This window comes from Pelomonas sp. KK5 (assembly GCF_001984095.1).
GTDB lineage: Bacteria > Pseudomonadota > Gammaproteobacteria > Burkholderiales > Burkholderiaceae_C > KK5.
This window is the reverse complement of record NZ_LYVQ01000030.1, coordinates 17594-38745: the sequence shown is the minus strand read 5'-3', so window position 1 is coordinate 38745 and position 21152 is coordinate 17594. Positions and strand designations below refer to the sequence as shown.

General features: G+C 68.1%; 19 protein-coding genes. 9 read left to right on the top strand and 10 right to left on the bottom strand.

Annotated features, from left to right (window positions below):
• Both B0W88_RS06785 and B0W88_RS06780 read right to left on the bottom strand, forming a co-directional pair.
• Positions 1-377, bottom strand: a 377-nt coding sequence (locus tag B0W88_RS06785; protein ID WP_158080811.1) for an EamA family transporter, incomplete at its 3' end; no start/stop codon positions are given.
• 22 nt (positions 378-399) lie between these two features.
• Entirely contained in the window at positions 400-1542 is a 1143-nt protein-coding gene (locus B0W88_RS06780) for an aromatic ring-hydroxylating dioxygenase subunit alpha (protein ID WP_077033898.1), read from the bottom strand.
• 249 nt (positions 1543-1791) lie between these two features.
• Between B0W88_RS06780 and B0W88_RS06775 the strand changes: the two genes are divergently transcribed.
• From B0W88_RS06775 to dxs, 3 genes are read left to right on the top strand one after another with little or no spacing between them, the layout of a single operon-like run.
• On the top strand, positions 1792-2040 hold the full coding sequence (locus B0W88_RS06775) for an exodeoxyribonuclease VII small subunit (protein WP_077033897.1): 249 nt from the start codon (positions 1792-1794) through the stop codon (positions 2038-2040).
• A gap of 29 nt (positions 2041-2069) precedes the next feature.
• Positions 2070-2930, top strand: a complete 861-nt coding sequence (locus B0W88_RS06770; RefSeq protein ID WP_233151641.1) for a polyprenyl synthetase family protein — start codon at positions 2070-2072, stop codon at positions 2928-2930.
• 11 nt (positions 2931-2941) lie between these two features.
• Positions 2942-4837, top strand: a complete 1896-nt coding sequence (gene dxs, locus B0W88_RS06765) for a 1-deoxy-D-xylulose-5-phosphate synthase (RefSeq protein WP_077033895.1) — start codon at positions 2942-2944, stop codon at positions 4835-4837.
• Positions 4838-4850: 13 nt separating this feature from the next.
• Here the strand turns inward: dxs and B0W88_RS06760 are convergent, their stop codons facing one another.
• Positions 4851-5777: a LysR family transcriptional regulator gene (locus B0W88_RS06760; protein ID WP_077033894.1), complete on the bottom strand. Its 927-nt coding sequence runs from the start codon at positions 5775-5777 to the stop codon at positions 4851-4853.
• A 102-nt stretch (positions 5778-5879) separates the two neighbouring features.
• On the opposite strand from B0W88_RS06760, the gene lysA reads away from it, so the two are divergent.
• The 3 genes from lysA to ahpF all read left to right on the top strand — a co-directional run bounded on the left by lysA (position 5880) and on the right by ahpF (position 9549).
• Positions 5880-7118: a diaminopimelate decarboxylase gene (gene lysA, locus B0W88_RS06755; RefSeq protein ID WP_077033893.1), complete on the top strand. Its 1239-nt coding sequence runs from the start codon at positions 5880-5882 to the stop codon at positions 7116-7118.
• Positions 7119-7262: 144 nt separating this feature from the next.
• Positions 7263-7826 carry an alkyl hydroperoxide reductase subunit C gene (gene ahpC / locus B0W88_RS06750; RefSeq protein ID WP_077033902.1) on the top strand — a complete coding sequence of 188 codons (564 nt, stop codon included), beginning with the start codon at positions 7263-7265 and terminating at the stop codon, positions 7824-7826.
• A 169-nt stretch (positions 7827-7995) separates the two neighbouring features.
• Complete coding sequence (gene ahpF / locus B0W88_RS06745) at positions 7996-9549, top strand: alkyl hydroperoxide reductase subunit F (RefSeq protein ID WP_077033892.1); 1554 nt, start codon at positions 7996-7998, stop codon at positions 9547-9549.
• Between the two features lie 145 nt (positions 9550-9694).
• Here ahpF and rarD read toward each other — a convergent pair whose 3' ends face one another.
• Positions 9695-10591: an EamA family transporter RarD gene (gene rarD / locus B0W88_RS06740; RefSeq protein WP_077033891.1), complete on the bottom strand. Its 897-nt coding sequence runs from the start codon at positions 10589-10591 to the stop codon at positions 9695-9697.
• 66 nt (positions 10592-10657) lie between these two features.
• On the opposite strand from rarD, the gene B0W88_RS06735 reads away from it, so the two are divergent.
• Together B0W88_RS06735 and B0W88_RS06730 are read left to right on the top strand one after the other, a co-directional pair.
• Positions 10658-10930: a MoaD/ThiS family protein gene (locus tag B0W88_RS06735; RefSeq protein WP_077033890.1), complete on the top strand. Its 273-nt coding sequence runs from the start codon at positions 10658-10660 to the stop codon at positions 10928-10930.
• A gap of 6 nt (positions 10931-10936) precedes the next feature.
• Positions 10937-12019, top strand: coding sequence for a sialidase (locus B0W88_RS06730; protein ID WP_077033889.1), 1083 nt, complete (start codon positions 10937-10939; stop codon positions 12017-12019).
• Here B0W88_RS06730 and B0W88_RS06725 read toward each other — a convergent pair.
• The 4 genes from B0W88_RS06725 to B0W88_RS06710 form a co-directional block, all read right to left on the bottom strand.
• On the bottom strand, positions 11998-12702 hold the full coding sequence (locus B0W88_RS06725; RefSeq protein WP_077033888.1) for a hypothetical protein: 705 nt from the start codon (positions 12700-12702) through the stop codon (positions 11998-12000). The two genes, B0W88_RS06730 and B0W88_RS06725, sit on opposite strands and share 22 nt — an antisense overlap.
• Positions 12692-14320 carry a PQQ-binding-like beta-propeller repeat protein gene (locus B0W88_RS06720; protein ID WP_077033887.1) on the bottom strand — a complete coding sequence of 543 codons (1629 nt, stop codon included), beginning with the start codon at positions 14318-14320 and terminating at the stop codon, positions 12692-12694. The genes B0W88_RS06725 and B0W88_RS06720 overlap by 11 nt, the downstream gene beginning before the upstream one ends.
• Before the next feature lie 136 nt (positions 14321-14456).
• A complete protein-coding gene (locus B0W88_RS06715) occupies positions 14457-15155 on the bottom strand; it encodes a pseudouridine synthase (protein WP_077033886.1) in 699 nt (232 codons plus the stop codon).
• A gap of 275 nt (positions 15156-15430) precedes the next feature.
• The gene (locus tag B0W88_RS06710) at positions 15431-15835 is read right to left on the bottom strand and encodes a YchJ family protein (protein ID WP_077033885.1); all 405 of its coding nucleotides are present in this window, start codon (positions 15833-15835) and stop codon (positions 15431-15433) included.
• Positions 15836-15858: 23 nt separating this feature from the next.
• Between B0W88_RS06710 and B0W88_RS06705 the strand changes: the two genes are divergently transcribed.
• Positions 15859-18261: a UvrD-helicase domain-containing protein gene (locus tag B0W88_RS06705; RefSeq protein WP_077033884.1), complete on the top strand. Its 2403-nt coding sequence runs from the start codon at positions 15859-15861 to the stop codon at positions 18259-18261.
• Between the two features lie 6 nt (positions 18262-18267).
• On the opposite strand, the gene B0W88_RS06700 is transcribed toward B0W88_RS06705, so the two are convergent.
• Together B0W88_RS06700 and B0W88_RS06695 are read right to left on the bottom strand one after the other, a co-directional pair.
• Positions 18268-20208, bottom strand: coding sequence for a PhoX family phosphatase (locus tag B0W88_RS06700; protein ID WP_083748622.1), 1941 nt, complete (start codon positions 20206-20208; stop codon positions 18268-18270).
• A gap of 90 nt (positions 20209-20298) precedes the next feature.
• Positions 20299-21114, bottom strand: coding sequence for a BPSS1780 family membrane protein (locus B0W88_RS06695; protein ID WP_077033882.1), 816 nt, complete (start codon positions 21112-21114; stop codon positions 20299-20301).
• Positions 21115-21152: the final 38 nt, after the last annotated feature.

The following is a 21152-nucleotide window of genomic DNA, read 5'->3' as shown; positions in this document are numbered from 1 at the left end:
CCGAGGAAGCCCACCAGCACCGAGGCGACCAGCTTGCCGTCCACGCGCCGGGCGCCGGCCACCAGCACCGCGCCGCCCAGCAGGAACATCGCCATCCAGATGCTGGACATGTAGTTCAGCGTCATCGCGGTCGCCAGCGGCAGGCGGCTGATCGAGTAGAACCACAGCGACAGCGCGGCCACGCCCGACAGGCTGCGCCAGAAGTGCATCGCCGGCACCGGCGTGCGCAGCGGCACGCCGCTCATGCGGCACATCGTGCCCAGCATCGCCATCCCGATCAGGCCGCGGTACATGACGATCTCGCCGGCGCTGTAGATGTCGGACGCCAGCTTGACGCAGACACCCATCAGCGAGAACAGCAGCGTCGCCGCGATCATCAGCAACGCAGGCGGCACGTGTTCAACCCCGGAAGTTCATTTCGCGGCGATACCACTCGTGGAAGTGCAGCATGCCGTCCTCCATCGGGCTCTGGTACGGGCCGACCTCATTGTCCCCGCGCTCCATCAGCGCGCGGCGGCCGGCGTCCATGCGCTCGGCGATCTCGTCGTCTTCCTTGCAGGTCTCCATATAGGCGGCCTGGTGGGCCTCGACGAAGTCGCGCTCGAAGGCGGCGATCTCCTCGGGGTAGTAGAACTCGACGATGTTGGTGGTCTTCTGCGGGCCCTTGGGGAACAGCGTGGAGACCACCAGCACATGCGGATACCACTCGACCATGATGTGCGGGTAGTAGGTCAGCCAGATCGCGCCCTGCTCGGGCGGACGGCCGCCGCGGAACTTCAGCAGCTCATCGTGCCAGCGCTGGTACACGGCCGAGCCGGGGCGCTCCAGCTCGCGGTTCACGCCCACCGTCTGCACCGAGTGGTGGCGGCCGAACTCCCAGCTCAGGTCCTCGCAGGTGACGAACTGGCCCAGGCCCGGGTGGAAGGGGCCGACGTGGTAGTCCTCGAGGTAGACCTCGATGAAGGTCTTCCAGTTGTAGTCGCACTCGTGAATCTGCACCTTGTCCAGCACATAACCGTCAAAGTCCAGTGAGCCGCGCGGGCCCAGCGACTGCAGGTGCGCGGCGACGTCGTGGCCGTTGTCCTCGAACAGCAGGCCGTTCCATTCGCGCACCTTGTAACGATTCAGGTGCAGGCAGGGGTCCTGCTTGAAGTGCGGGGCGCCGACCAGTTCGCCCTTGAGGTTGTAGGTCCAGCGGTGCAGCGGGCAGACGATGTTGGTCTTCGCGTTGCCGACCTGGCCGCGGCCACGCAGCATCAGCGCCTGGCGGTGGCGGCAGACGTTGGAGATCAGCTCGATGCCCTCGGGCGTGCGCACCAGCGTGCGGCCCTCGCCCTCCTGCGGCAGCGCGTAGTAGTCGCCGACTTCGGGGACCGCAAGCGAGTGGCCCAGGTAACGGGGACCGTGCTGGAAGATCAGTTCCTGCTCGCGGCGAAACAGGGCATCGTCGAAATACGACGTGACGGGCAACTGGGTGGGCTGCGGGGTTTGCTGTCGGATCAGCGCGGGGTTCAGGATGCTGTTGCTGCTCAGGTCGGACATGATCCAGACGGGCTCTTTCGAGAAACCAATGTCAACCCCCCGGCCGGGCCAGCCTTGGTGCGGCTTCGGCGCCTGCGCGGGTTTGTTTGTCAAAAAAGGATGCGCCGCTCGCGCGGGCAGGGGGCGGATTGTACCCAAGGCCCGCAATGCGCCGATTTCGTGCGTTAGCAGGCGCCCGCGCACCCGTGGCGGATGGCCGACAGGCCCCCGCTTGGTGCTGACTACAATCGAAGTTTCGACGTTTGAAGTATGAGCCGAACATCCGCACCCGCAGCGCCGTCGCCCGACGCGACGCCCGCCACCTACGAGGAAGCCCTCGGGGAACTGGAACGCCTGGTTGCGGCCATGGAAGGCCAGCAGCTGCCGCTGGACCAGCTGCTGCAAAGCTACAAGCGCGGGGCGGAACTGTTGGGGTTCTGCCGGGCTCGTCTCGAGGCCGTAGAACAACAAGTCAAGGTTCTCGAAGGCGATGGATTGAAGTCATGGGGAGAGTCCTGAGCGTGGATGCGGGTGTTTTCGAGCAATGGATGCAGCGTCGCCTGCATGCCTTCGAGCTGGCGCTGGATGGTTTCGTGCCTGCCAGCGCGCCGGCCGGGCTGGGCGAGGCGATGCGCTATGCGGTGCTCGGCGGCGGCAAGCGGCTGCGGCCGCTGCTGGTGATGGCGGCCTGCGAGGCCGTCGAGGGCCATGACGAGGCCGCCATGCGCGCCGCCTGTTCGGTCGAACTGATCCACGCCTATTCGCTGGTCCACGACGACATGCCCTGCATGGATGACGACGTGTTGCGCCGCGGCAAGCCGACCACGCACGTGGCCTACGGCGAGGCCAAGGCCATGCTGGCCGGCGATGCGATGCAGGCGCTGGCCTTCGACGTGCTGACGCCCGACGAAGGCGTGGAGCCCGCGCTGCAGGCCCAGTTGTGCCGCCTGCTGGCCCGCTCGGCCGGCTACGACGGCATGGCCGGCGGCCAGGCGATCGACCTGGCCAGCGTGGGCCTGCCGCTGGACGAGGCCACGCTGCGCGACATGCACCGCCGCAAGACCGGCGTGCTGCTGCAGGCCAGCGTGATGATGGGCGCCGCCTGCGGCCGCATCGATGCGCGCGCCGCCCAGGGCCTGAGCGACTACGGCGCCGCGCTGGGCCTGGCCTTCCAGGTGGTGGACGACATCCTCGACGTGACCCAGGATTCCGCCGTGCTGGGCAAGACCGCCGGCAAGGACCAGGACGCCAACAAGCCCACCTACGTCAGCGTGCTGGGCCTGGAGCCCGCCCGGCGCCTGGCGCTGCAGCTGTGCGACGAGGCCCATGCCGCGCTGAGCGCCAGCGGCCTGGCCAACACCACCTGGCTGCGCCAGCTGGCCGACATGGTGGTCGAGCGCCACCACTGAACCGAGACACGATGAGCTATCCACTGCTGGAAACCATCAACACCCCGGCCGACCTTCGCCGCCTGCCGCGGACGGAGCTGCCGCGCCTTGCCGGCGAACTTCGCAGTTATGTGCTGGACAGCGTCGCCAAGACCGGCGGCCACCTGGGCTCCAACCTGGGCACGGTCGAGCTGACCGTGGCACTGCACTACGTCTACAACACGCCGCATGACCGGCTGGTGTGGGACGTGGGCCACCAGACCTATCCGCACAAGGTGCTGACCGGCCGCCGCGAGCAGATGTGCACGCTGCGCCAGCTCGGCGGCATCAGCGGCTTCCCGCGCCGCGAGGAAAGCGAGTACGACACCTTCGGCGTCGGCCATTCGTCCACCTCGATCTCGGCCGCCCACGGCATGGCCATGGCCGCCAAGCTCAAGGGCGAGGACCGCAAGGCCGTGGCCATCATCGGCGACGGCTCGATGACCGCCGGCCAGGCCTTCGAAGCGCTGAACAACGCCGGCGTGCCGCACGGCGGCCTGCTGGGCGACCTGCTGGTGATCCTGAACGACAACGACATGTCGATCAGCCCGCCGGTCGGCGCGCTGAACAAGTACCTGGCGCGGCTGATGAGCGGCAGCTTCTACGCCTCGGCCCGCGAGGGCGCGAAGTCGGTGCTGAAGAACACGCCGCTGTACGAATTCGCCCGGCGCTTCGAGGAGCACACCAAGGGCATGGTCGTGCCGGGCACGATCTTCGAGGAGTTCGGCTTCAACTACGTGGGCCCGATCGACGGCCACGACCTGGAGTCGCTGATCCCGACGCTGGAGAACCTGCGCGGCAAGAAGGGCCCGCAGTTCCTGCACATCGTCACCAAGAAGGGTGCCGGCTACAAGCTGGCCGAGGCCGACCCGGTCAAGTACCACGCGGCCGCCGGCAAGTTCGACCCGGCCGTGGGCTTCGTCAAGTCGACGGCGCCGGCCAAGACCACCTTCACCCAGGTCTTCGGCGAGTGGCTGTGCGACATGGCCGAGCAGGACCAGCGCCTCGTGGGCATCACGCCGGCGATGCGCGAGGGCTCGGGCATGGTGGAATTCCACAAGCGCTTCCCGACCCGCTACCACGACGTCGGCATCGCCGAGCAGCATTCGGTCACCTTCGCCGCCGGCATGGCCTGCGAAGGGCTGAAGCCGGTGGTGGCGATCTACTCGACCTTCCTGCAGCGCGCCTACGACCAGATGGTCCACGACGTGGCGATCCAGAACCTGCCGGTGGTGTTCGCGCTGGACCGCGCGGGCATCGTCGGCGCCGACGGCGCCACGCATGCCGGCAACTTCGACATCGCCTTCACCCGCTGCATTCCGAACATGTCGGTGCTGACGCCGGCCGACGAGAACGAATGCCGCCAGGCGCTGACGACCGCCTTCCGGCACGACGGCCCGGTGACGGTGCGCTACCCGCGTGGCGCCGGCGCCGGCATCGCCATCGAGAAGGCCCTGAACGCGCTGCCCTGGGGCAGGGGCGAGATCCGCCGCAGCGGCTCGCGCATCGCGATCCTGTCCTTCGGCACGGTGCTCTACCCGGCGCTGGCCGCGGCCGAGCAGCTCGATGCCACGGTCGCCAACATGCGCTTCGCCAAGCCGCTGGACCACGAGCTGGTGGCCGAGCTGGCGCGCACGCACGAGGCGATCGTGACGGTCGAAGACGCCTGCATCATGGGCGGCGCGGGTTCCGCGGTGCTCGAATCGCTGCAGGCGGCGGGCATCACGACGCCGGTGCTGCAGCTGGGCCTGCCGGACGAGTTCGTCGAGCATGGCGACCAGGGCAAGCTGATGGCGATGTGCGGGCTGGATGCGGCGGGCATCGAGCAGAGCATCCTCAAGCGCTTCGGCGCGCGGCCGGCGCTGGTGCGCACGGCGGCCAACCAATAAGCAATAGCCGCCTCTAGGCTCTCAAGGTGCTTGCAAGAAGCCGCTCGATACGAGCGGCTTCTTTCTTGAGGCAGTCGACCAGCGCCATCGCCAGTGGCTGGGCCGGCCGGTACTGGGGCAGCAGCGCGCCGACCTTGAAGGGCACGGACGCGCCAAAGCGCCGCAGCTGCAGCCCGGTGCCGGCGCAGGCCAGCGCGGTCAGCGGATTGACGATCGCCAGGCCCAAGCCGCGCTGCACCATCGCGCAGACGGCCACCGCGCTGTGGGTCTCGATGCGCTGCCGTCGAGCCACGCCGTTAGCGTCAAAGAGCGCGTCGAGCTGAATCCGGTAGGGGTCGTCCGGCGACAGGCTGATGAAGTCCTGGCCCTCGAAGTCGGCCGGCTTCAGCACCTTCTTCTTCAGCAGCGCGTGGCCGGCCGGCAGCACGCAGACCTCGTCCAGCGCCAGCAAGGGCACCAGCGTCGTGCCGGCCGCCGGCTGCGCCTGCTCGCTCAGGCCCAGGTCGAAGCGCTGGGCGCTCATCCATTCCTCCAGCAGCGGCGATTCCTGCGGCGTGATCGACAGCTGGGCGCCGGCATGCCGCGCCAGGAAGGCCTCGCAGGCGCCGGGCAGCAGCGCGTGGCTCAGTGCGGGCAGGCACAGCACGCTCAGCTCGGCGCTCTCGGCCCGGCCGAGCTGGGCCGCGCGGTTGGCGATGCGGTCCAGCCCCTGGTAGCTGCGCTGCACCTCGTCGAACAGCGCCAGTGCGCGGGCGGTGGGCTTCAGCCGGCCGCGCAGGCGCTCGAACAGCGGGTAGCCGAGCAGGTATTCCATCCGCGCGAGCTCGCGGCTGATCGTCGGCTGCGAGCTGTGCAGCAGGCCGGCGGCCTCGGTGACGCTGCCGGCGGTCATCACCGCGCGGAAGACCTCGATGTGGCGATGGGTGATGTCCTGGGCCATGGCTGCAGACCATATCAGAATTGAATCAGTCGGCCAAAGCAAAGCATTTGAATGAATGACGAAGAAGGCGCATGCTGGCGCCTTCACTCAGAGCCCACAGCCATGTCCGTCGCCAACGCACCGATCACCTTCACCCACGCCCGCCTGCAGTCGCTGGCGAAGCAGTACGGCACGCCGCTGTGGGCCTACGACGCCGACACGATCCGCGCCCGCATCGCGCAGCTGAAGTCCTTCGACGTGGTCCGCTTCGCGCAGAAGGCCTGTTCCAACACCCACATCCTGCGGCTGATGCGGGAGCAGGGTGTCAAGGTCGACTCGGTGTCGCGCGGCGAGATCCTGCGTGCCATTGCCGCGGGCTTCGCGCCGGGTGGCGAGGACATCGTCTTCACGGCCGACCTGATGGACCACGAGACGCTGGCGACCGTCGTCGAGCACCGCGTGCCGGTCAATGCCGGTTCCATCGACATGCTGCGCCAGCTCGGTTCAGCCTCCAAGGGCCACCCGGTCTGGCTGCGCATCAACCCCGGCTTCGGCCACGGCCACAGCAACAAGACCAACACCGGCGGCGAGCACAGCAAGCACGGCATCTGGCACACGGATCTCGGCGCCGCGCTGGACGTCATCAAGGCGCAAGGCCTGACCCTCGCCGGCCTGCACATGCACATCGGCTCCGGCGTGGACTACGGCCACCTGAGCCAGGTCTGCGGGGCGATGGTGGACCTGGTGCGCCAGGCCAAGGCGGCGGGCCACGACCTGCATGCGATCTCGGCCGGCGGCGGCCTGTCCATTCCCTACCAGGACGGCGGCGCGGTGATCGACACCGCCCACTACTTCGGCCTCTGGGACGCGGCACGCAAGGAGGCGGAGGCCGTGGTCGGCCACGCGCTGAAGCTGGAGATCGAACCCGGCCGCTTCCTGGTGGCCGAGTCCGGCGTGCTGCTGGGCGAGGTGAGGGCGACCAAGGATGCCGGCGCCAACCACTTCGTGCTGGTGGACACCGGCTTCAACGAACTGATGCGGCCGGCCATGTACGGGAGCTTCCACGGCATGAGCGTGATCGGCGCCGGTGGCACGCCGCGGCCCACCGTTGTCGCGGGCCCGCTGTGCGAGTCGGGTGACGTGTTCACGCAGGAGGACGGCGGCGTCGTCGCGCCGCGCCAACTGCCGCCGGCCCAGGTGGGCGACCTGCTCGTCATCCACGACACCGGCGCCTACGGTGCGTCCATGTCCAGCAACTACAACAGCCGCCCGCTGGCGCCCGAAGTGCTGGTCGACGGCAGCACAGACCGACTGATCCGCCGCCGCCAGACCGTCGAATCGTTGATTGCACTTGAACAGTGACGCTGGCCTAACGGGTTATTTCGACAGCATTGTGACGTTCGATAGGTCATGACAATGACCCTGATTTGATTAATCAAATCTACGAATGGGTGGGCTTCGATATGATTCATCTCGTTCCCACCAACCCCCAAGAGGTAGATGCACATGTCGCTGATCAACACCCAAGTCCAGCCCTTCAAGACCGAAGCCTTCCACAACGGCAAGTTCATCTCCGTCAGCGACGAGAGCCTGAAGGGCAAGTGGTCCGTCCTGATCTTCATGCCGGCCGCCTTCACCTTCAACTGCCCGACCGAAGTCGAGGACGCGGCCGATAACTACGCCGAGTTCCAGAAGCTGGGCGCCGAGGTCTACATCGTCACGACCGACACGCACTTCTCGCACAAGGTCTGGCACGAGACCTCGCCGGCCGTCGGCAAGGCCAAGTTCCCGCTGGTCGGCGACCCGACCCACACGCTGACCAACGCCTTCGGCGTGCACATCCCCGAAGAAGGCCTGGCCCTGCGCGGCACCTTCGTGATCAACCCGGAAGGCGTGATCAAGACGGCCGAAGTGCACTCCAACGAGATCGCCCGCGACGTCAAGGAAACGCTGCGCAAGCTGAAGGCCGCCCAGTACACGGCCGCCCACCCCGGCGAAGTCTGCCCGGCCAAGTGGAACGAAGGCGCCAAGACCATCGCTCCCTCGCTGGACCTGGTCGGCAAGATCTAATAACTTGCCTTTTCCACTGACTGCGTGATGCAGATCAGACCCGCAAGCCCGCCCGGGCTTGCGGACCCCAGCGAAGCGATCAAGCTACGCTGAGAGCGCCGAGCAAGCCGCGGCGTTCTCAGGGTGGCTGGACCGGCCACGCCCCCTGAACCTGAGAACGGAGAACGCCATGCTCGACGACAACCTGAAGTCCCAACTCGCCGCCTATCTCGACCGGGTCAAGCTGCCCTTCGAGATCGTGGCTTCGCTCGACGACGGCCAATCCTCGCGTGAACTGAAGGAACTGCTGGACGAGATCGCGCCGATGTCGCCGCTGATCTCGCTGCGCACTGATGGCCAGGACGCCCGCCGTCCGTCGTTCAGCCTGCAGCGCACGGGCACCGAGCAAAGCCTGCGCTTCGCCGCCATCCCGCTGGGCCACGAGTTCACCTCGCTGGTGCTGGCGCTGCTGTGGACCGGCGGCCATCCGCCCAAGATCGAACAGGACACCATCGACCGCGTGAAGGCGCTGGACGGGGATTACCTGTTCGAGGTCTACATGTCCCTGTCCTGCCACAACTGCCCGGACGTCGTGCAGGCGCTGTCGCTGATGTCGGTGCTGAACCCGAAGGTCAAGTCGGTGGTCATCGACGGCGGCCTGTTCCAGGACGAGGTCAATGCCCGCGAGATCATGGCCGTGCCGGCCGTGTTCCTGAACGGCCAGATGTTCGCTTCGGGCCGGATGACGGTGGAAGAGATCGTCGCCAAGCTCGACAGCGGCGCGGCGACGAAGGACGCCGCCAAGCTCTCGGCCAAGGATCCGTTCGACGTGCTGATCGTCGGCGGCGGCCCCGCCGGCGCCGCGGCTGCCGTGTATGCCGCCCGCAAGGGCATCCGCACCGGCATCGCGGCCGAGCGCTTCGGCGGCCAGGTCAACGACACGATGGCGATCGAGAACTACATCTCGGTGCTGGAGACCGACGGCCCGAAGTTCGCCACCGCGCTGGAGCAGCACGTCAAGCACTACGGCGTGGACACGATGAACCTGCAGCGGGCGGAGAAGATCATCCCTGCCGCTCAGCCAGGCGGTTATGTGGAGCTGCAGCTGGCCAACGGCGGCTCGCTGAAGAGCAAGACCATCGTCATCACCACCGGCGCCCGCTGGCGCAATGTCAACGTGCCCGGCGAGGAGCAGTACAAGAACAAGGGCGTGGCCTACTGCCCGCACTGCGACGGCCCGCTGTTCAAGGGCAAGCGCGTGGCGGTGATCGGCGGCGGCAACTCCGGCGTCGAGGCGGCGATCGACCTGGCCGGCCTCGTGGCCCATGTGACGCTGGTCGAGTTCGCGCCGGAGCTGCGCGCCGATGCGGTGCTGATCCGCAAGCTGGAGAGCCTGCCCAACGTGGTGATCCACAAGAACGCGCAGACGACCGAGCTGACCGGCGACGGGTCCAAGCTGAACGGGCTGAGCTACAAGGACCGCGTGACCGGCGAGAGCCACCACGTCGAGCTGGAAGGCGTGTTCGTGCAGATCGGCCTGGTGCCCAACACCGAGTGGCTGAAGGGCACGGTGGAACTGTCCAAGCACGGCGAGATCGTCGTCGACGCGCGCGGCCAGACCTCGGTGCCGGGCGTGTTCGCCGCCGGCGATGCGACGACGGTGCCGTTCAAGCAGATCATCATCGCTGCCGGTGACGGCGCGAAGGCGGCCCTCAGCGCTTTCGATCACATCATCCGTAACTGAGGCCCCTCGCCCAGTCGCGCCGCGCTGGACGCGGGCGCACCTGGTCGGTCCCCCGAGGGGACGCGAGTGCCCGCGGCATCGAGCCGCGGGCACTCGCATGTGGGCCGGCTTGGGGCGGCCCGGCGCTCGGCCCGGAACAGCCGGGTCACGTGGCCTTCGCCGCGGGCATGGAAGTACCGCGCCACAGCCCCTCCAGGCTGTAGACCGCCAGCGCGGCCCAGATCAGCACGAAGCCGGTGAGCCGTGAGGCATCCACCGGCTCGTGGTAGAGCCACACGCCCAGGCCGAACTGGAGGCTCGGCGAGACGTACTGCACCAGCCCCAGCGTGGCCAACGGGATGCGGCGTGCGCCGGCGGCGAACAGCAGCAGCGCGCCGGCCGTCAGCGGCCCGGCCAGCAGCAGCCAGCCGAACTGCACCGCGTCGCCGCTGACGAAGGCGCTGTGCCCCTGCCAGCTCCACACCGCCAGCGCCACGATGGCGAAGGGCACGAGCACCAGCGTCTCCATCGTCAGCCCCTCCAGCGCGGCCAGCGGCGCGATCTTGCGCAGCAGGCCGTAGATGCCGAAGCTGCCGGCCAGCACCAGCGCGATCCACGGCGCATGGCCGGCCTGCAGCGCCAGCCACAGCACGCCCGCCGCCGCCAGCGCCACGGCCAGCCACTGCACGGGCCGCGGCCGCTCGTGCAGGAAGAAGAAGCCCAGCGCCACATTCACCAGCGGGTTGATGAAATAGCCGAGGCTCGCATCGAGCACATGGCCATGCTGGACCGCCCAGACATAGACCAGCCAGTTCGTCGCCAGGAACAGCGCGGACGCGGCGAAGGCGCCGATCACCCGCGGCTGGCGCAGCACGGGCCTGAGCCAGTCCATCCAGGCCCGGCGACGCAGCACCGCCAGCAGCGCGAGCACCAGCACCAGCGACCAGACGGTGCGGTGCGCGATGATCTCCAGCGCCGGCACCGCGCCGATCTGCTTGAAGTAGAGCGGGAACAGGCCCCAGACGACGTAGGCGAGGAAGGCGTAGACGATTCCGGGATTCATGGGCGCGGATTGTCCTGGCTTTCCGCACTGGCCATTTCGGCGCGTGCTGAACAGAATCGGCCCATCATGCCCCGCATCACCTTCACGCCGCAGCTGCGCCGCTTTGTCGAAATCCCGGAGGTCGAAACGTCGTCTGCACAGACGGTGCGCGAGGCGCTGGAAGCCGCGTTCGCCGTCAACCCGCGCCTGCGCGGCTATGTGCTGGACGACCAGGGCCATCTGCGGGCCAATGTGGTCGTCTTCGTGGACGGCCGGCGCATGCGCGAGCTGAAGCTGCTGAACGACCCGCTGCGGCCGGACAGCCAGCTCCACGTCCTTCAGGCGCTATCAGGAGGCTGAACGATCATGACGACGAGCAACACGACAGCATGGGCCGCGACGCGCAAGGGCCTGTTCGAGCTGCAGCACGACGGTGCCGGCTGGCGCATCGCCAATGTCAGCTTCCTGGCCGAGCCGGTCAGCATGGTGCTGCCGGCGAAGGCGGGCGCGCGGATGCTGGCCGCGCTGAACCTGGGCCACTTCGGCACCAAGCTGCATGCCTCCGACGATGGCGGCAAGACCTGGGCCGAGGTCGCGGTGCCGAGCTTTCCCGCCCAGCCGGAAGGCGCCGAAGGCCCGCCGTGGAAGCTCCAGCAGGTCTGGTCGCTCGAACGCGGGGCCGGCGATTCGATCTGGGCCGGCACCATCCCCGGCGGCCTGTTCCGCAGCGACGACGGCGGCGCTTCATGGCGCTTGAATGAGGCGTTATGGAACCGGCCCGAGCGGCTCGAATGGTTCGGCGGCGGTTACGACGCGCCGGGCATCCATTCGATCTGCCCGCATCCGGACAAGGCCGACGAGATGCTGCTGGGCATCTCCTGCGGCGGCGCCTGGCGCACCACCGACGGCGCCGCGAACTGGGAGCTGCGCGCCGCCGGCATGAACGCCGACTTCATGCCGCCCGAGCGCCAGACCGAGCAGAACATCCAGGACCCGCACCTGATCGCCCGCTGCGCCGGCGAGCCGGACGTGCTCTGGACCCAGCACCACTGCGGCATCTGGCGCTCGGCCGACAACGGTGCGAGCTGGCAGGAATGCAAGGCCCGGCCGGCCAGCTTCGGCTTCGCGGTGGCGGCGCACCCGGCCGATGGCGACACCGCCTGGTTCGCGCCGGCGGTCAAGGACGAGCGCCGCGTGCCGGTCGACGGGGCGCTGTGCGTGACCCGCACCCGCGACGGCGGCAAGACCTTCGAGGTGCTTCGTAACGGCTTGCCTCAGCAGCATTGCTACGACCTGATCTACCGGCACGGCCTGGTCGTCGACGACAGCGGCGAGCGCCTGCTGATGGGCAGCACCACCGGCAACCTCTGGGCCAGCGACAACGGCGGCGACGACTGGGCGCCGGTGGCGCTGAACCTGCCGCCGATCTACGCGCTCAAGTTCGGCTGAGCGAGCCGCTGGCCGAAGGCCTGCAGTTCGGCGCGGCCGACCGGCGGGCCCTGGTTGGGCACGAACAGCTCGGCCTTCATCGCCAGCATCTGCGCGAGCGCTTCACGCCAGCCGGCGAGGCTGGCGCCGGGCTGCAGCGGCGCGTCGTCGGGCAGGTAGAGATCGCCGACGGCCAGCACCTGCTTGTCCGGGAAGTGGACGACGGTGTCCGCCTCGGTGCGCGCCGGCCCGAAGTGCCGCAGCTCGACCGCCACACCGCCCACGTGCAGGCTGTAGCCGCGCTCGAAGGTGACCAGGCCGGGGCCGCTGTCGGCCAGCCGCTGCGCCGCATTGGCCTGCGCCAGCACGACCACCCTGGCGGCGGCGAACTGGGCGCAGTTGGCGGCCTGCGGCGCATCGGCATCGGTGAGGATCAACGCGCGCAGCGGCATGTCCGACAGCTTGTTGATCTTGCGGATCTGCGACATCAGCGGCCGGTAGCTGCCGGCCGACTTGCCGTTGACCAGCACCAGCCCGTTCGCGCTGAGCCGCAGCAGCGAGTTGCCGCCGCCGCCGCGGATCAGGTACAGGCCCGTGCCGAGCGCCTCGACTTGCAGCGGCGGCGGCGCCTCGTCGGCGTGCGCCAGCCAGGGCGCCTGTGCCGCCAGTGCGGCCAGCGCCAGAACCTCGCGCCTATTTGCCATTCTTAGAGAATGCGAAGAACTGGTTGTTGGTCGTGAAGCCGGGGATGCCCAGGTGGGCGTAGCCCGAGCCCCAGTAGACGACGCCGTCGACGACGGACGCGCCGGCATTGACCGAGGAGCCGGCCGCATAGGTCCACAGCGTCTGGCCGCTGGCCGCGTCCAGCGCGAGCATGGTGGGCGCATCGACCTTGCTGGCCATCGAGGACACGAACACCACGCCGTCCGCCACCGTCAGCGGACCGATCGCGATCGCGCCGTTCGGGTCGCCCACCTGCCAGATGATCTTGCCGGTCTCCGGCTCCAGCGCGGCCCAGGAGCCGCCGCCGCCGAACTGCGTCGGGATGCCGTAGAAGTTGGCGATGGAGACGTAGATGCGCTTGCCGTCGCTGGCCGAGCCCCACTCCATGCCACCCAGCGAGGAGCCGGGGCCGACCTGGGTGCGCCAGAGCTCCGTGCCGTCGTCCGGATCCAGCGCGTAGTAGATGCCGCTCTTCTGGCCGGCGCCCAGCAGGGTCCTGGGCCGGCCATGCTTGTCGCGGTAGTGGATCAGGTTGGGCGCGGAGGCGAAGTCGTAGTCGGGGCCGGCGCCGGGCGGGCAGTTGCCGTTCAGGAAGGTGAAGCAGTCGACGTTCCAGTCGTCGCTGCCGTCCTTGGCGAAGCCGGGCTGGTTCCAGGTGACGAACTTCTTCGCCCAGCGGATCTTGCCGGTCAGCATGTTCAGCGCCAGGATGGAATCCACATGGTTGTCGGGCGAGGCGCAGGAGGCCTGGGTGCCGCCGGCCGCGATGCAGCTCTGGTAGGCCGGGGCGGTCGGCGTGCTGTAGTTGTTGCCCGTGCTGGCGTAGACGGTGCCGCGCAGCAGGTCCACCGCGAAGTTGCTGCTCCACACGCCGGCGCCGCTGTAGCCGACCGGGGTCGTGTAGGTCTTCCAGAGGATCTTGCCGGCGTTCTTGCCCTTCACGGTCACCGCCACCACGCTGCCGCGCCCGCTGCAGCACACATAGCCGGGCGCGAAGCTGGCGAGGCCTTCGCCGTTGGATGCCACCCCGGTGTAGAGCAACTCGCCGACGATGGCCGGCGATGCGGTGATCATCGCCGCCGGATCGTTGGCCGGCGTCTCCAACTGCGTCTTCCACAGCAGCTTGCCCTTGGCCGCGTCGATCGCCAGCAGCCAGGCACCTTCCTGCGTGCCGATGTAGACGACGCCGTCGTCCACCGCCGGGCTGGTGCGCGCATGGGTGTTGGCCGGCAGGCCGTAGTCGGAAAGCTGGTGGCCCCAGACCGCCTTGCCGGTCTTGGTGTCGACGGCCCAGAGGTTGCCGGCCCAGTCGGGGAAGTAGGCGCGGTCGTCGACGACGGCCGCGCGCGCCGAGATCTCGCCGCCGGCCGTGAACACCCATTTGCGCTTGAGCTTGGCCACGTCCTGCAGGGAGCCGGGACGGGCGTGGGCGGTGTTGTGGATGTTCTGGCCGAACATCGGCCAGTCGTTGGCGCCGACCCAGTCGGGCAGCCGGTCCTTGTCCTTGTCCTCATGCGCCGCGGCGCCGAGGGCGAGGATCGAGAGCAGCAGGCCGAAGCCCGTGCGCAGCAGGGCGGAGAACGCCGTACGACTTGCCATGAAACCTCCTCGGGTGAATGAAGGAAGGGAAAAGCGCGTCTTGCCGGGTTGAGTGCCGCCTCACGGCGTCTCGGGTTGGCGGATTGTGCGTGGCGATGCCGCGGAATTTCGGCGCGCGGTCAGCCGACGTAATGAGTTATGTGGAAGGGGCCGCCAAGGTGTTCCATTCCGTGCCAGGTGGCGCCTGGATGGTCAGCAGCCGGTCAGCGTCGGGGTGGGCGAGCTGCAATTCCAGTGCGTGCAGCCACAGCCGCTGCAGGCCGAGGTGGCCCGCCACGGCGCGGTTCAGTGGCCCCTTGCCATGGGTGGCGTCGCCGACGATCGGATGGGCGATGTGCTTGAAGTGGCGACGGATCTGGTGACGCCGGCCGGTCTGCGGCGCGGCTTCCAGCAGCGCGAAGCGGCTGGTGGCGAAGCGCGGGTCGACGGACAGCGGCCATTCGAGGCGAGCGATGCAGCGCCAGTCGGTGCGCGCCGGCAGCAGCGTCTGGCCGGCCGAGGGACGCTCGGGGTCGCGCGCCAGCGGATGGTCGATGCGGCCTTCGTTGGCAGCCGGCCAGCCGCGCACCAGCGCCTGGTAGCGCTTCCTCGTCAGGCCCTGCTCGAACTGCATGCCGACGATGCTCGCCGCTTCGGCATCGAGCGCGAACAGCAGCACGCCGGAGGTGCCCTTGTCGAGCCGATGCACCGGCCAGACCGGCCGGCCCAGCTGGTCGCGCAGCAACTGCAGCGCGAAGGCTTCCTCGTGCGCATCCAGCGCCGTGCGATGGACCAGCAGGCCCGGCGGTTTGTCGATGGCGACGAGCCTGTCGTCGATGTAGAGGATGTGCAACATCGTCCTTGTGAAGTGTTACCCAAACTGCGGTGGCGCCCCCGATGCGCCGTGAGAAATGCCCTGGATACCCGAGCTTCCCCCTCGGGAGGGGATGACAGCAGAACGTGACCCTTCAACAATCCGTCACATCAGCGCGGCACCATGTCGCCATCGCCCCCCACAGGAGTCGACCATGCCCAAGATCGTTCATGTCGGATACCGCTCGCCACTGGCCACCAGCGTGGCCTGGCTGAAGCGTCTCGGCCGCCGTGCATCGAGCGGCGTGCGCCTGGTGTCTAGCCCGGCCCGTCGCTGATCACTGCGCTGACGTAATACCAGGCCCCGTCCTCGCGGACGAAGCGGCTGGTTTCATGCATGCGGCTGGCGCGGCCGCCGAGCTTGCATCGCGCCACGAACTCCACCAAGGCATGTTCCGCATCCAGCGGCACATGCCTTTTCACTTCCAGGCCCAGCCATTTCAGGGCGGGCTCATTGGGGGCCAGGTCTTGCGGGCGCTGGCTCGGGTGCCAGGTGGCGAGCAGGTAACCCGTTAGGTCCAGGACAAAGGCGCTGTAGCGGGAGCGCATCAGGGCTTCGGCGGTCGGGGCCTGCAGGCCCTGGCCGGCGGCGAAGGCGGCGTGCCAGCGGCCGCAGCAGGACTCGTAGCTCGATGGCAGGCCGCAGGGACAAGGTGTCGTCATGGGCCGGATCTTAGAATGACTGGATGAATTCCCATGATGTGCAGCACGAGCAACAAAGCGGCCTGCTGAAGAACCTGAACCCCGAGCAGTACGCCGCCGTCACCGCGCCGGCCGAGCCGGCCCTGATCCTGGCCGGCGCCGGTTCCGGCAAGACCCGCGTGCTGACCACCCGCATCGCCTGGCTGCTGCAGACCGGCCAGGTCTCGCCGGGCGGGCTGATGGCGGTGACCTTCACCAACAAGGCCGCCAAGGAGATGCTGACGCGGCTGACGACGATGCTGCCCTACAACGTGCGCGGCATGTGGATCGGCACCTTCCACGGCCTGTGCAACCGCTTCCTGCGTGCGCACTGGAAGCTGGCCGGCCTGCCGCAGGGCTTCCAGATCCTGGACGCATCCGATTCCGTCTCGGCGATCAAGCGCGTGATCAAGGCGATGAAGCTGGACGAGGAGCGCTTCGTGCCCAAGCAGGTGTCCTGGTTCATCGCCGGGTCCAAGGAAGACGGGCTGCGCCCCGGCGACATCGAGCAGCACGACGCCCAGACCCGCACGCTGGCCCAGATCTACCAGGCCTACGAGGACCAGTGCGCCCGCGAGGGCGTCGTGGACTTCGCCGAGCTGATGCTGCGCAGCTACGAGCTGATGCGCGACAACGCCGCCGTGCGGGAGCACTACCAGCATCGTTTCCACCACCTGCTGGTGGACGAGTTCCAGGACACCAACAAGCTGCAGTACGCCTGGCTGAAGATGTTCGCGCCGCCAGGGCAGCAGGGCCAGTCGGTGCTGGCGGTGGGCGACGATGACCAGAGCATCTACGCCTTCCGCGGCGCGCGGGTCGGCAACATGGCCGACTTCGAGCGCGAGTACCGCGTCAAGCGGGTCATCAAGCTGGAGCAGAACTACCGCAGCTTCGGCAACATCCTCGATTCGGCCAACGAGCTGATCAGCCGCAACAGCAAGCGCCTGGGCAAGGAACTGCGTACCGAGGCCGGGCCTGGCGAGCCGGTGCGGGTGTTCGAGGCCACCAGCGATTTCGCGGAGGCGCAGTGGCTGATCGAGGAAGCCCAGGCCATGCACCGCAGCGGTATCGACCGCAAGGAGATCGCGGTGCTCTATCGCAGCAATGCGCAGTCCCGCGTGATCGAGTCGGCGCTGTTCAACGCAGGCATTCCCTACCGCGTTTACGGCGGCCTGCGCTTCTTCGAGCGGGCGGAAGTGAAGCATGCCCTGAGTTACCTGCGGCTGCTGGAGAACCCGAACGACGACACCAGCTTCCTGCGGGTCGTGAACTTCCCGACCCGCGGCATCGGCGCGCGGGCGATCGAGCTGCTGCAGGACGCGGCGCGATCCTCGGGCCGCAGCCTCTACCAGAGCGTCGGCGCGGTGGCCGGCAAGGCCGGCAGCAACCTGCTGGCCTTCAACAACCTGATCGACAGTACCCGCAACCTGACGGTCGGCATGACGCTGCGCGAGATCATCGAGCAGGTGCTGGAGACCTCGGGGCTCAACGAGTTCTACCGCAACGACAAGGACGGCGCCGAGCGGCTGGAGAACCTCGGTGAACTGATCAACGCGGCCGAGGCCTTCGTCACGCAGGAGGGCTTCGGCAAGGATGCGGTGGCGCTGCCGGTGGACGAGCTGTCGCCGGGCGCGTTGTCGGAAGGCCTGCCTCGCGCCGTGGCCGCCGCGCAGACCGCGACACCCGATGCCGAGACCGGCGAGATCATGTCCCCGCTGGCCGCCTTCCTGACCCACGCCTCATTGGAAGCCGGCGACAACCAGGCCCAGGCGGGCCAGGACGCGGTGCAGCTGATGACCGTCCACTCGGCCAAGGGCCTCGAGTTCGACGCGGTCTTCATCACCGGCCTGGAGGAGGGGCTGTTCCCGCACGAGAACTCGCTGTCCGACGGCGACGGGCTGGAGGAGGAACGCCGGCTGATGTATGTGGCCATCACCCGGGCCAGGCAGCGCCTGTACCTGTGCTTCAGCCAGACGCGCATGCTGCACGGCCAGACCCGCTACAACGTCAAGAGCCGCTTCTTCGACGAGTTGCCGGAGGCCGCGCTGAAGTGGCTGACGCCGCGCAACCAGGGCTTCGGCTCGGGCTTTGCGCGCGAGTACCAGAGCGCCTGGGAGCGTGGGTCAGGCCTGAAGGGCATGGTCGGCGCGGGGCGCGTCGAGAAAACCGAAGGTTTCGCCAAGCCGAGTTATGTCTCGGCGCCGGTGCCGCAGTCCATGGTGAAGAAGGTGGACAACGAGCACGGCGGCCTGCGCGTCGGCAAGGGCGTGTTCCACACCAAGTTCGGCGAAGGCGTGCTGGTGACGCTGGAGGGCAGCGGGCAGGACGCCCGCGCCCAGGTCAACTTCGGCCGCCACGGGATGAAGTGGCTGGCACTCTCCGTGGCGAAGCTGACGCCGATCGATTGAGTCGGCTTATTCGTTGAGCTTGATCGCCTTGACGTCGCCGGTGAGGTAGCCCACCGCCGCGCCGAAGCGGTCCTTGTAGTTCGCCCGCACCAGCGGATCCAGCGTGGCCTGCACCTTCGAGTGGAGCGAGGAGCTCCAGTCGCCGGCGTGCTGGAAGTTGCTGGTGATGTAGGTCCAGCCGTTCAGGTCGTCGACGACGGACAGGCCCGTCGCCTCGGCGCCCGCGGGCATCGAAACCAGGCGGGTCAGTGTCTTCGTGTCGACGTTGTAGGCCCAGACGAAGTTGTTGACGTGCGAGCCGCTGTCCTCGCCGATGAACAGCGTGCGCAGCGTCTCCGAGAACTTCAGGTTGTCGGGGTTGGCGATCTTGTCGGGGTTGGCCAGGTTGCCCAGCGCGTCGGCGGCGATGTCCTCGCCCATCAGCAGCGCCTTGGTGACGGTGGGCACCCATTCGCTGTTGATCGCGGCACCGGCCGTGTCCTTCTGGCCGCTGGCCAGCGTGTGGGCCATTACGCCGCCGGCGATCAGGGCCTTGTCCACGCCGATATTGCTGCTGGCGACCCAGGCGGCGTTGTTCTTGACCATCGAGGTCTGGATGTTCTGCAGCGCCGAGTAGGCGATCTTGTCCTTGGCGTTGACGGTCGTGCCTTCCAGCTTGGTGAAGCCCATGCTGGCGCCCATCAGGTTGGCGTAGCGGTGGGTTTCCAGGAAGGCGGCGGCCTTCTCCATGCCGGGCTTCAGCTTGGCCCAGGAGGCCTTGCCGTCCAGCATCATCTTGGTGAAGCTGGCGTCGGCCGGGTCGGTGGTGGCCACCGTCATGATGTCGGTCGGCTTGGTCGTGTTGGCCAGGGCCTCGATCTCGGCGCTGGTGGCGTGGCCGAGGTTGATCCAGGTGATCGATGCGCCGGCGGCGGCCGGGTCCAGCGAGAAGCCGGTGCCGTACTTCGCGACATAGAGGGTGCCGGCGGAGAGGTCGGCCTCCTTGTCGGCGACGAACATGAACAGGCCGCCGTTGGTGTAGTCGTCGCCCATCAGCGCGGTGCGCTTGTCGGGCATCACCTGGATCAGCTCGTGCGAGATGCGGCCCAGGCAGTAGTGCTTCTTGATCGTGCCGGTGCCGTCGGGGTTGACCGTCACCTCGGGCAGGTGGCCGTAGTGGTACGGGTTGGCGGTCGTCTCGTCGCCGAACACGTTCTTGCTATAGGCCTTGAACTGGGCGTTGCCGGCGATCGAGAAGGCGTCCGGCTCGTACTCCTCGCTGGACAGGTGGGTGCCCCAGGGCGAGAGGCTGGCGCCGCAGGTGATCCACAGGCCGTGGGCGGCCGAGGTGTCCACGTTGTGGTACTTGACCAGGCTCAGCTTGCCGGTGGCGGGGTCCTGGTCCAGCGTCAGCACGGCGATCGGCGAGGGCAGGGTGCCGTAGGTGCTGTTGCCGGCCTGGTCGCGGGTGGTGTACTCGAACTGCACGACGGCGAACACCGCCTTGCCCTTGACGCCGGTGACGGTGGCGTTGGCCACGCTCAGCAGCGAGGTGCCGTCCGGCGAGTCGGAGTAGAACTGGCGCGTCTTGCCGGCCACCGAGCTGTCCATGATCGGCTGGTTCTTGATGTCCACATAACCGCCGGCTAGGACGGTGCCGCCCTTGCCGTCCGGCACCATGTCGCCGGTCATGAAGAAGGGCTGGTAGGCCAGCGCGTAGTGGACGGTGCTGCCGTCGCTGAGCTTGACGTCCATCGTCGAGGCCACCGTCGTGGTGGCCATCGCGGCGGCGTTGCTCAGCGAGGGCGCGGTCATCGCGCTGAAGCTGGAGGAGACGTAGGTGGCGTCGTCACCGCCGCCGAAGCAGCCGCTGAGCGCCGTGGTGCTCAGGCCCGCCATGGGCAGGGCAAAAGGCAGGCCGAGGAACTTGAGGGCCTGGCGGCGGCTAGGATTTTGTTGAGAAGTCATCTTCTGGTCAGGTTGCGTATGGCAGCCCGCCAATCTAGTCATCCGATATGGCTAGACGATGACAATCCTTGAGAGTTCTTTACGAAACCTTCACGCCTCGCCGGGCAGATCCTTCGGCGGGGCCAGCATGAAGCAGTCCACGAAGGTGAAGTACAGCGAGCTGTAGAACACGGTGGAGCCCAGCAGCATCGGCAGCAGCACCAGCATGGGCAGCAGCTGCGGCCCGAGCTGCAGCACCGCCCCCAGCAGGCTGCAGAGCATGCCGGTGCCCATCACCAGCGCGGCCCAGGTCAGGCCGTTGACCAAGAAGGCGCCCTTGTTGCGCCACACGCCCAGCGTGCTGGAGAACAGCGCCTGCATCACGCCCTGGCCGCCCCAGTGGATCAGCGCCGGCGCGTGCCAGAAGGGCACGGCGATCAGCACGGCCAGGCCCATCAGCGTCAGGCCGCCCATCAGCACATGGCCCTCGGAGGCGGCCGCGGCGACCTGCTCGGGCGGCGCGCCCTCGAGGGTCAGGCGTTGCAGTTCGGCCATGCTGCCGCCGTCCACCCACAGGGCCAGCAGCGCGGCGGCGAAGGTGGCGGCCGCGTAGCTGGCGCCCAGCAGCAGCTGGGACTTGCGGCGCTGAGGCGTCAGCTTCAACGGGGCGAGGAAGACGCCGACATTGGGCGTCTGCTGCTGCAGCACCGCATGGGTGGCCAGCATGAAGCCCAGCGACAGCAGCGGCAGCGAGACCAGCAGCGCCACCACGCCGATCACCGGCACCAGCAGCATCAGGCAGGCCACCAACTGGAAGGCGCAGAGCAGGCCGATCAGCGTCAGCGGCTTGCGGCGGAAGATCGCGAAGCCGTGGCGGATCCACAGCGTGCCGTTGCGGGCCGGGACGGTCTGCAGATGCAGGAGCATCGTGCTGCGGGGCGGAGGACTGCTGCTCATCGGAAAGG

Excerpts from the sequence above, each read along its gene's own strand:
- B0W88_RS06780 (WP_077033898.1), bottom strand. The coding sequence starts at position 1,542 with ATGTCCGACCTGAGCAGCAACAGCATCCTGAACCCCGCGCTGATCCGA.
- B0W88_RS06775 (WP_077033897.1), top strand. The coding sequence starts at position 1,792 with ATGAGCCGAACATCCGCACCCGCAGCGCCGTCGCCCGACGCGACGCCC.
- B0W88_RS06770 (WP_233151641.1), top strand. The coding sequence starts at position 2,070 with ATGCAGCGTCGCCTGCATGCCTTCGAGCTGGCGCTGGATGGTTTCGTG.
- dxs (WP_077033895.1), top strand. The coding sequence starts at position 2,942 with ATGAGCTATCCACTGCTGGAAACCATCAACACCCCGGCCGACCTTCGC.
- B0W88_RS06760 (WP_077033894.1), bottom strand. The coding sequence starts at position 5,777 with ATGGCCCAGGACATCACCCATCGCCACATCGAGGTCTTCCGCGCGGTG.
- lysA (WP_077033893.1), top strand. The coding sequence starts at position 5,880 with ATGTCCGTCGCCAACGCACCGATCACCTTCACCCACGCCCGCCTGCAG.
- ahpC (WP_077033902.1), top strand. The coding sequence starts at position 7,263 with ATGTCGCTGATCAACACCCAAGTCCAGCCCTTCAAGACCGAAGCCTTC.
- ahpF (WP_077033892.1), top strand. The coding sequence starts at position 7,996 with ATGCTCGACGACAACCTGAAGTCCCAACTCGCCGCCTATCTCGACCGG.
- rarD (WP_077033891.1), bottom strand. The coding sequence starts at position 10,591 with ATGAATCCCGGAATCGTCTACGCCTTCCTCGCCTACGTCGTCTGGGGC.
- B0W88_RS06735 (WP_077033890.1), top strand. The coding sequence starts at position 10,658 with ATGCCCCGCATCACCTTCACGCCGCAGCTGCGCCGCTTTGTCGAAATC.
- B0W88_RS06730 (WP_077033889.1), top strand. The coding sequence starts at position 10,937 with ATGACGACGAGCAACACGACAGCATGGGCCGCGACGCGCAAGGGCCTG.
- B0W88_RS06725 (WP_077033888.1), bottom strand. The coding sequence starts at position 12,702 with ATGGCAAATAGGCGCGAGGTTCTGGCGCTGGCCGCACTGGCGGCACAG.
- B0W88_RS06720 (WP_077033887.1), bottom strand. The coding sequence starts at position 14,320 with ATGGCAAGTCGTACGGCGTTCTCCGCCCTGCTGCGCACGGGCTTCGGC.
- B0W88_RS06715 (WP_077033886.1), bottom strand. The coding sequence starts at position 15,155 with ATGTTGCACATCCTCTACATCGACGACAGGCTCGTCGCCATCGACAAA.
- B0W88_RS06710 (WP_077033885.1), bottom strand. The coding sequence starts at position 15,835 with ATGACGACACCTTGTCCCTGCGGCCTGCCATCGAGCTACGAGTCCTGC.
- B0W88_RS06705 (WP_077033884.1), top strand. The coding sequence starts at position 15,859 with ATGAATTCCCATGATGTGCAGCACGAGCAACAAAGCGGCCTGCTGAAG.
- B0W88_RS06700 (WP_083748622.1), bottom strand. The coding sequence starts at position 20,208 with ATGACTTCTCAACAAAATCCTAGCCGCCGCCAGGCCCTCAAGTTCCTC.
- B0W88_RS06695 (WP_077033882.1), bottom strand. The coding sequence starts at position 21,114 with ATGCTCCTGCATCTGCAGACCGTCCCGGCCCGCAACGGCACGCTGTGG.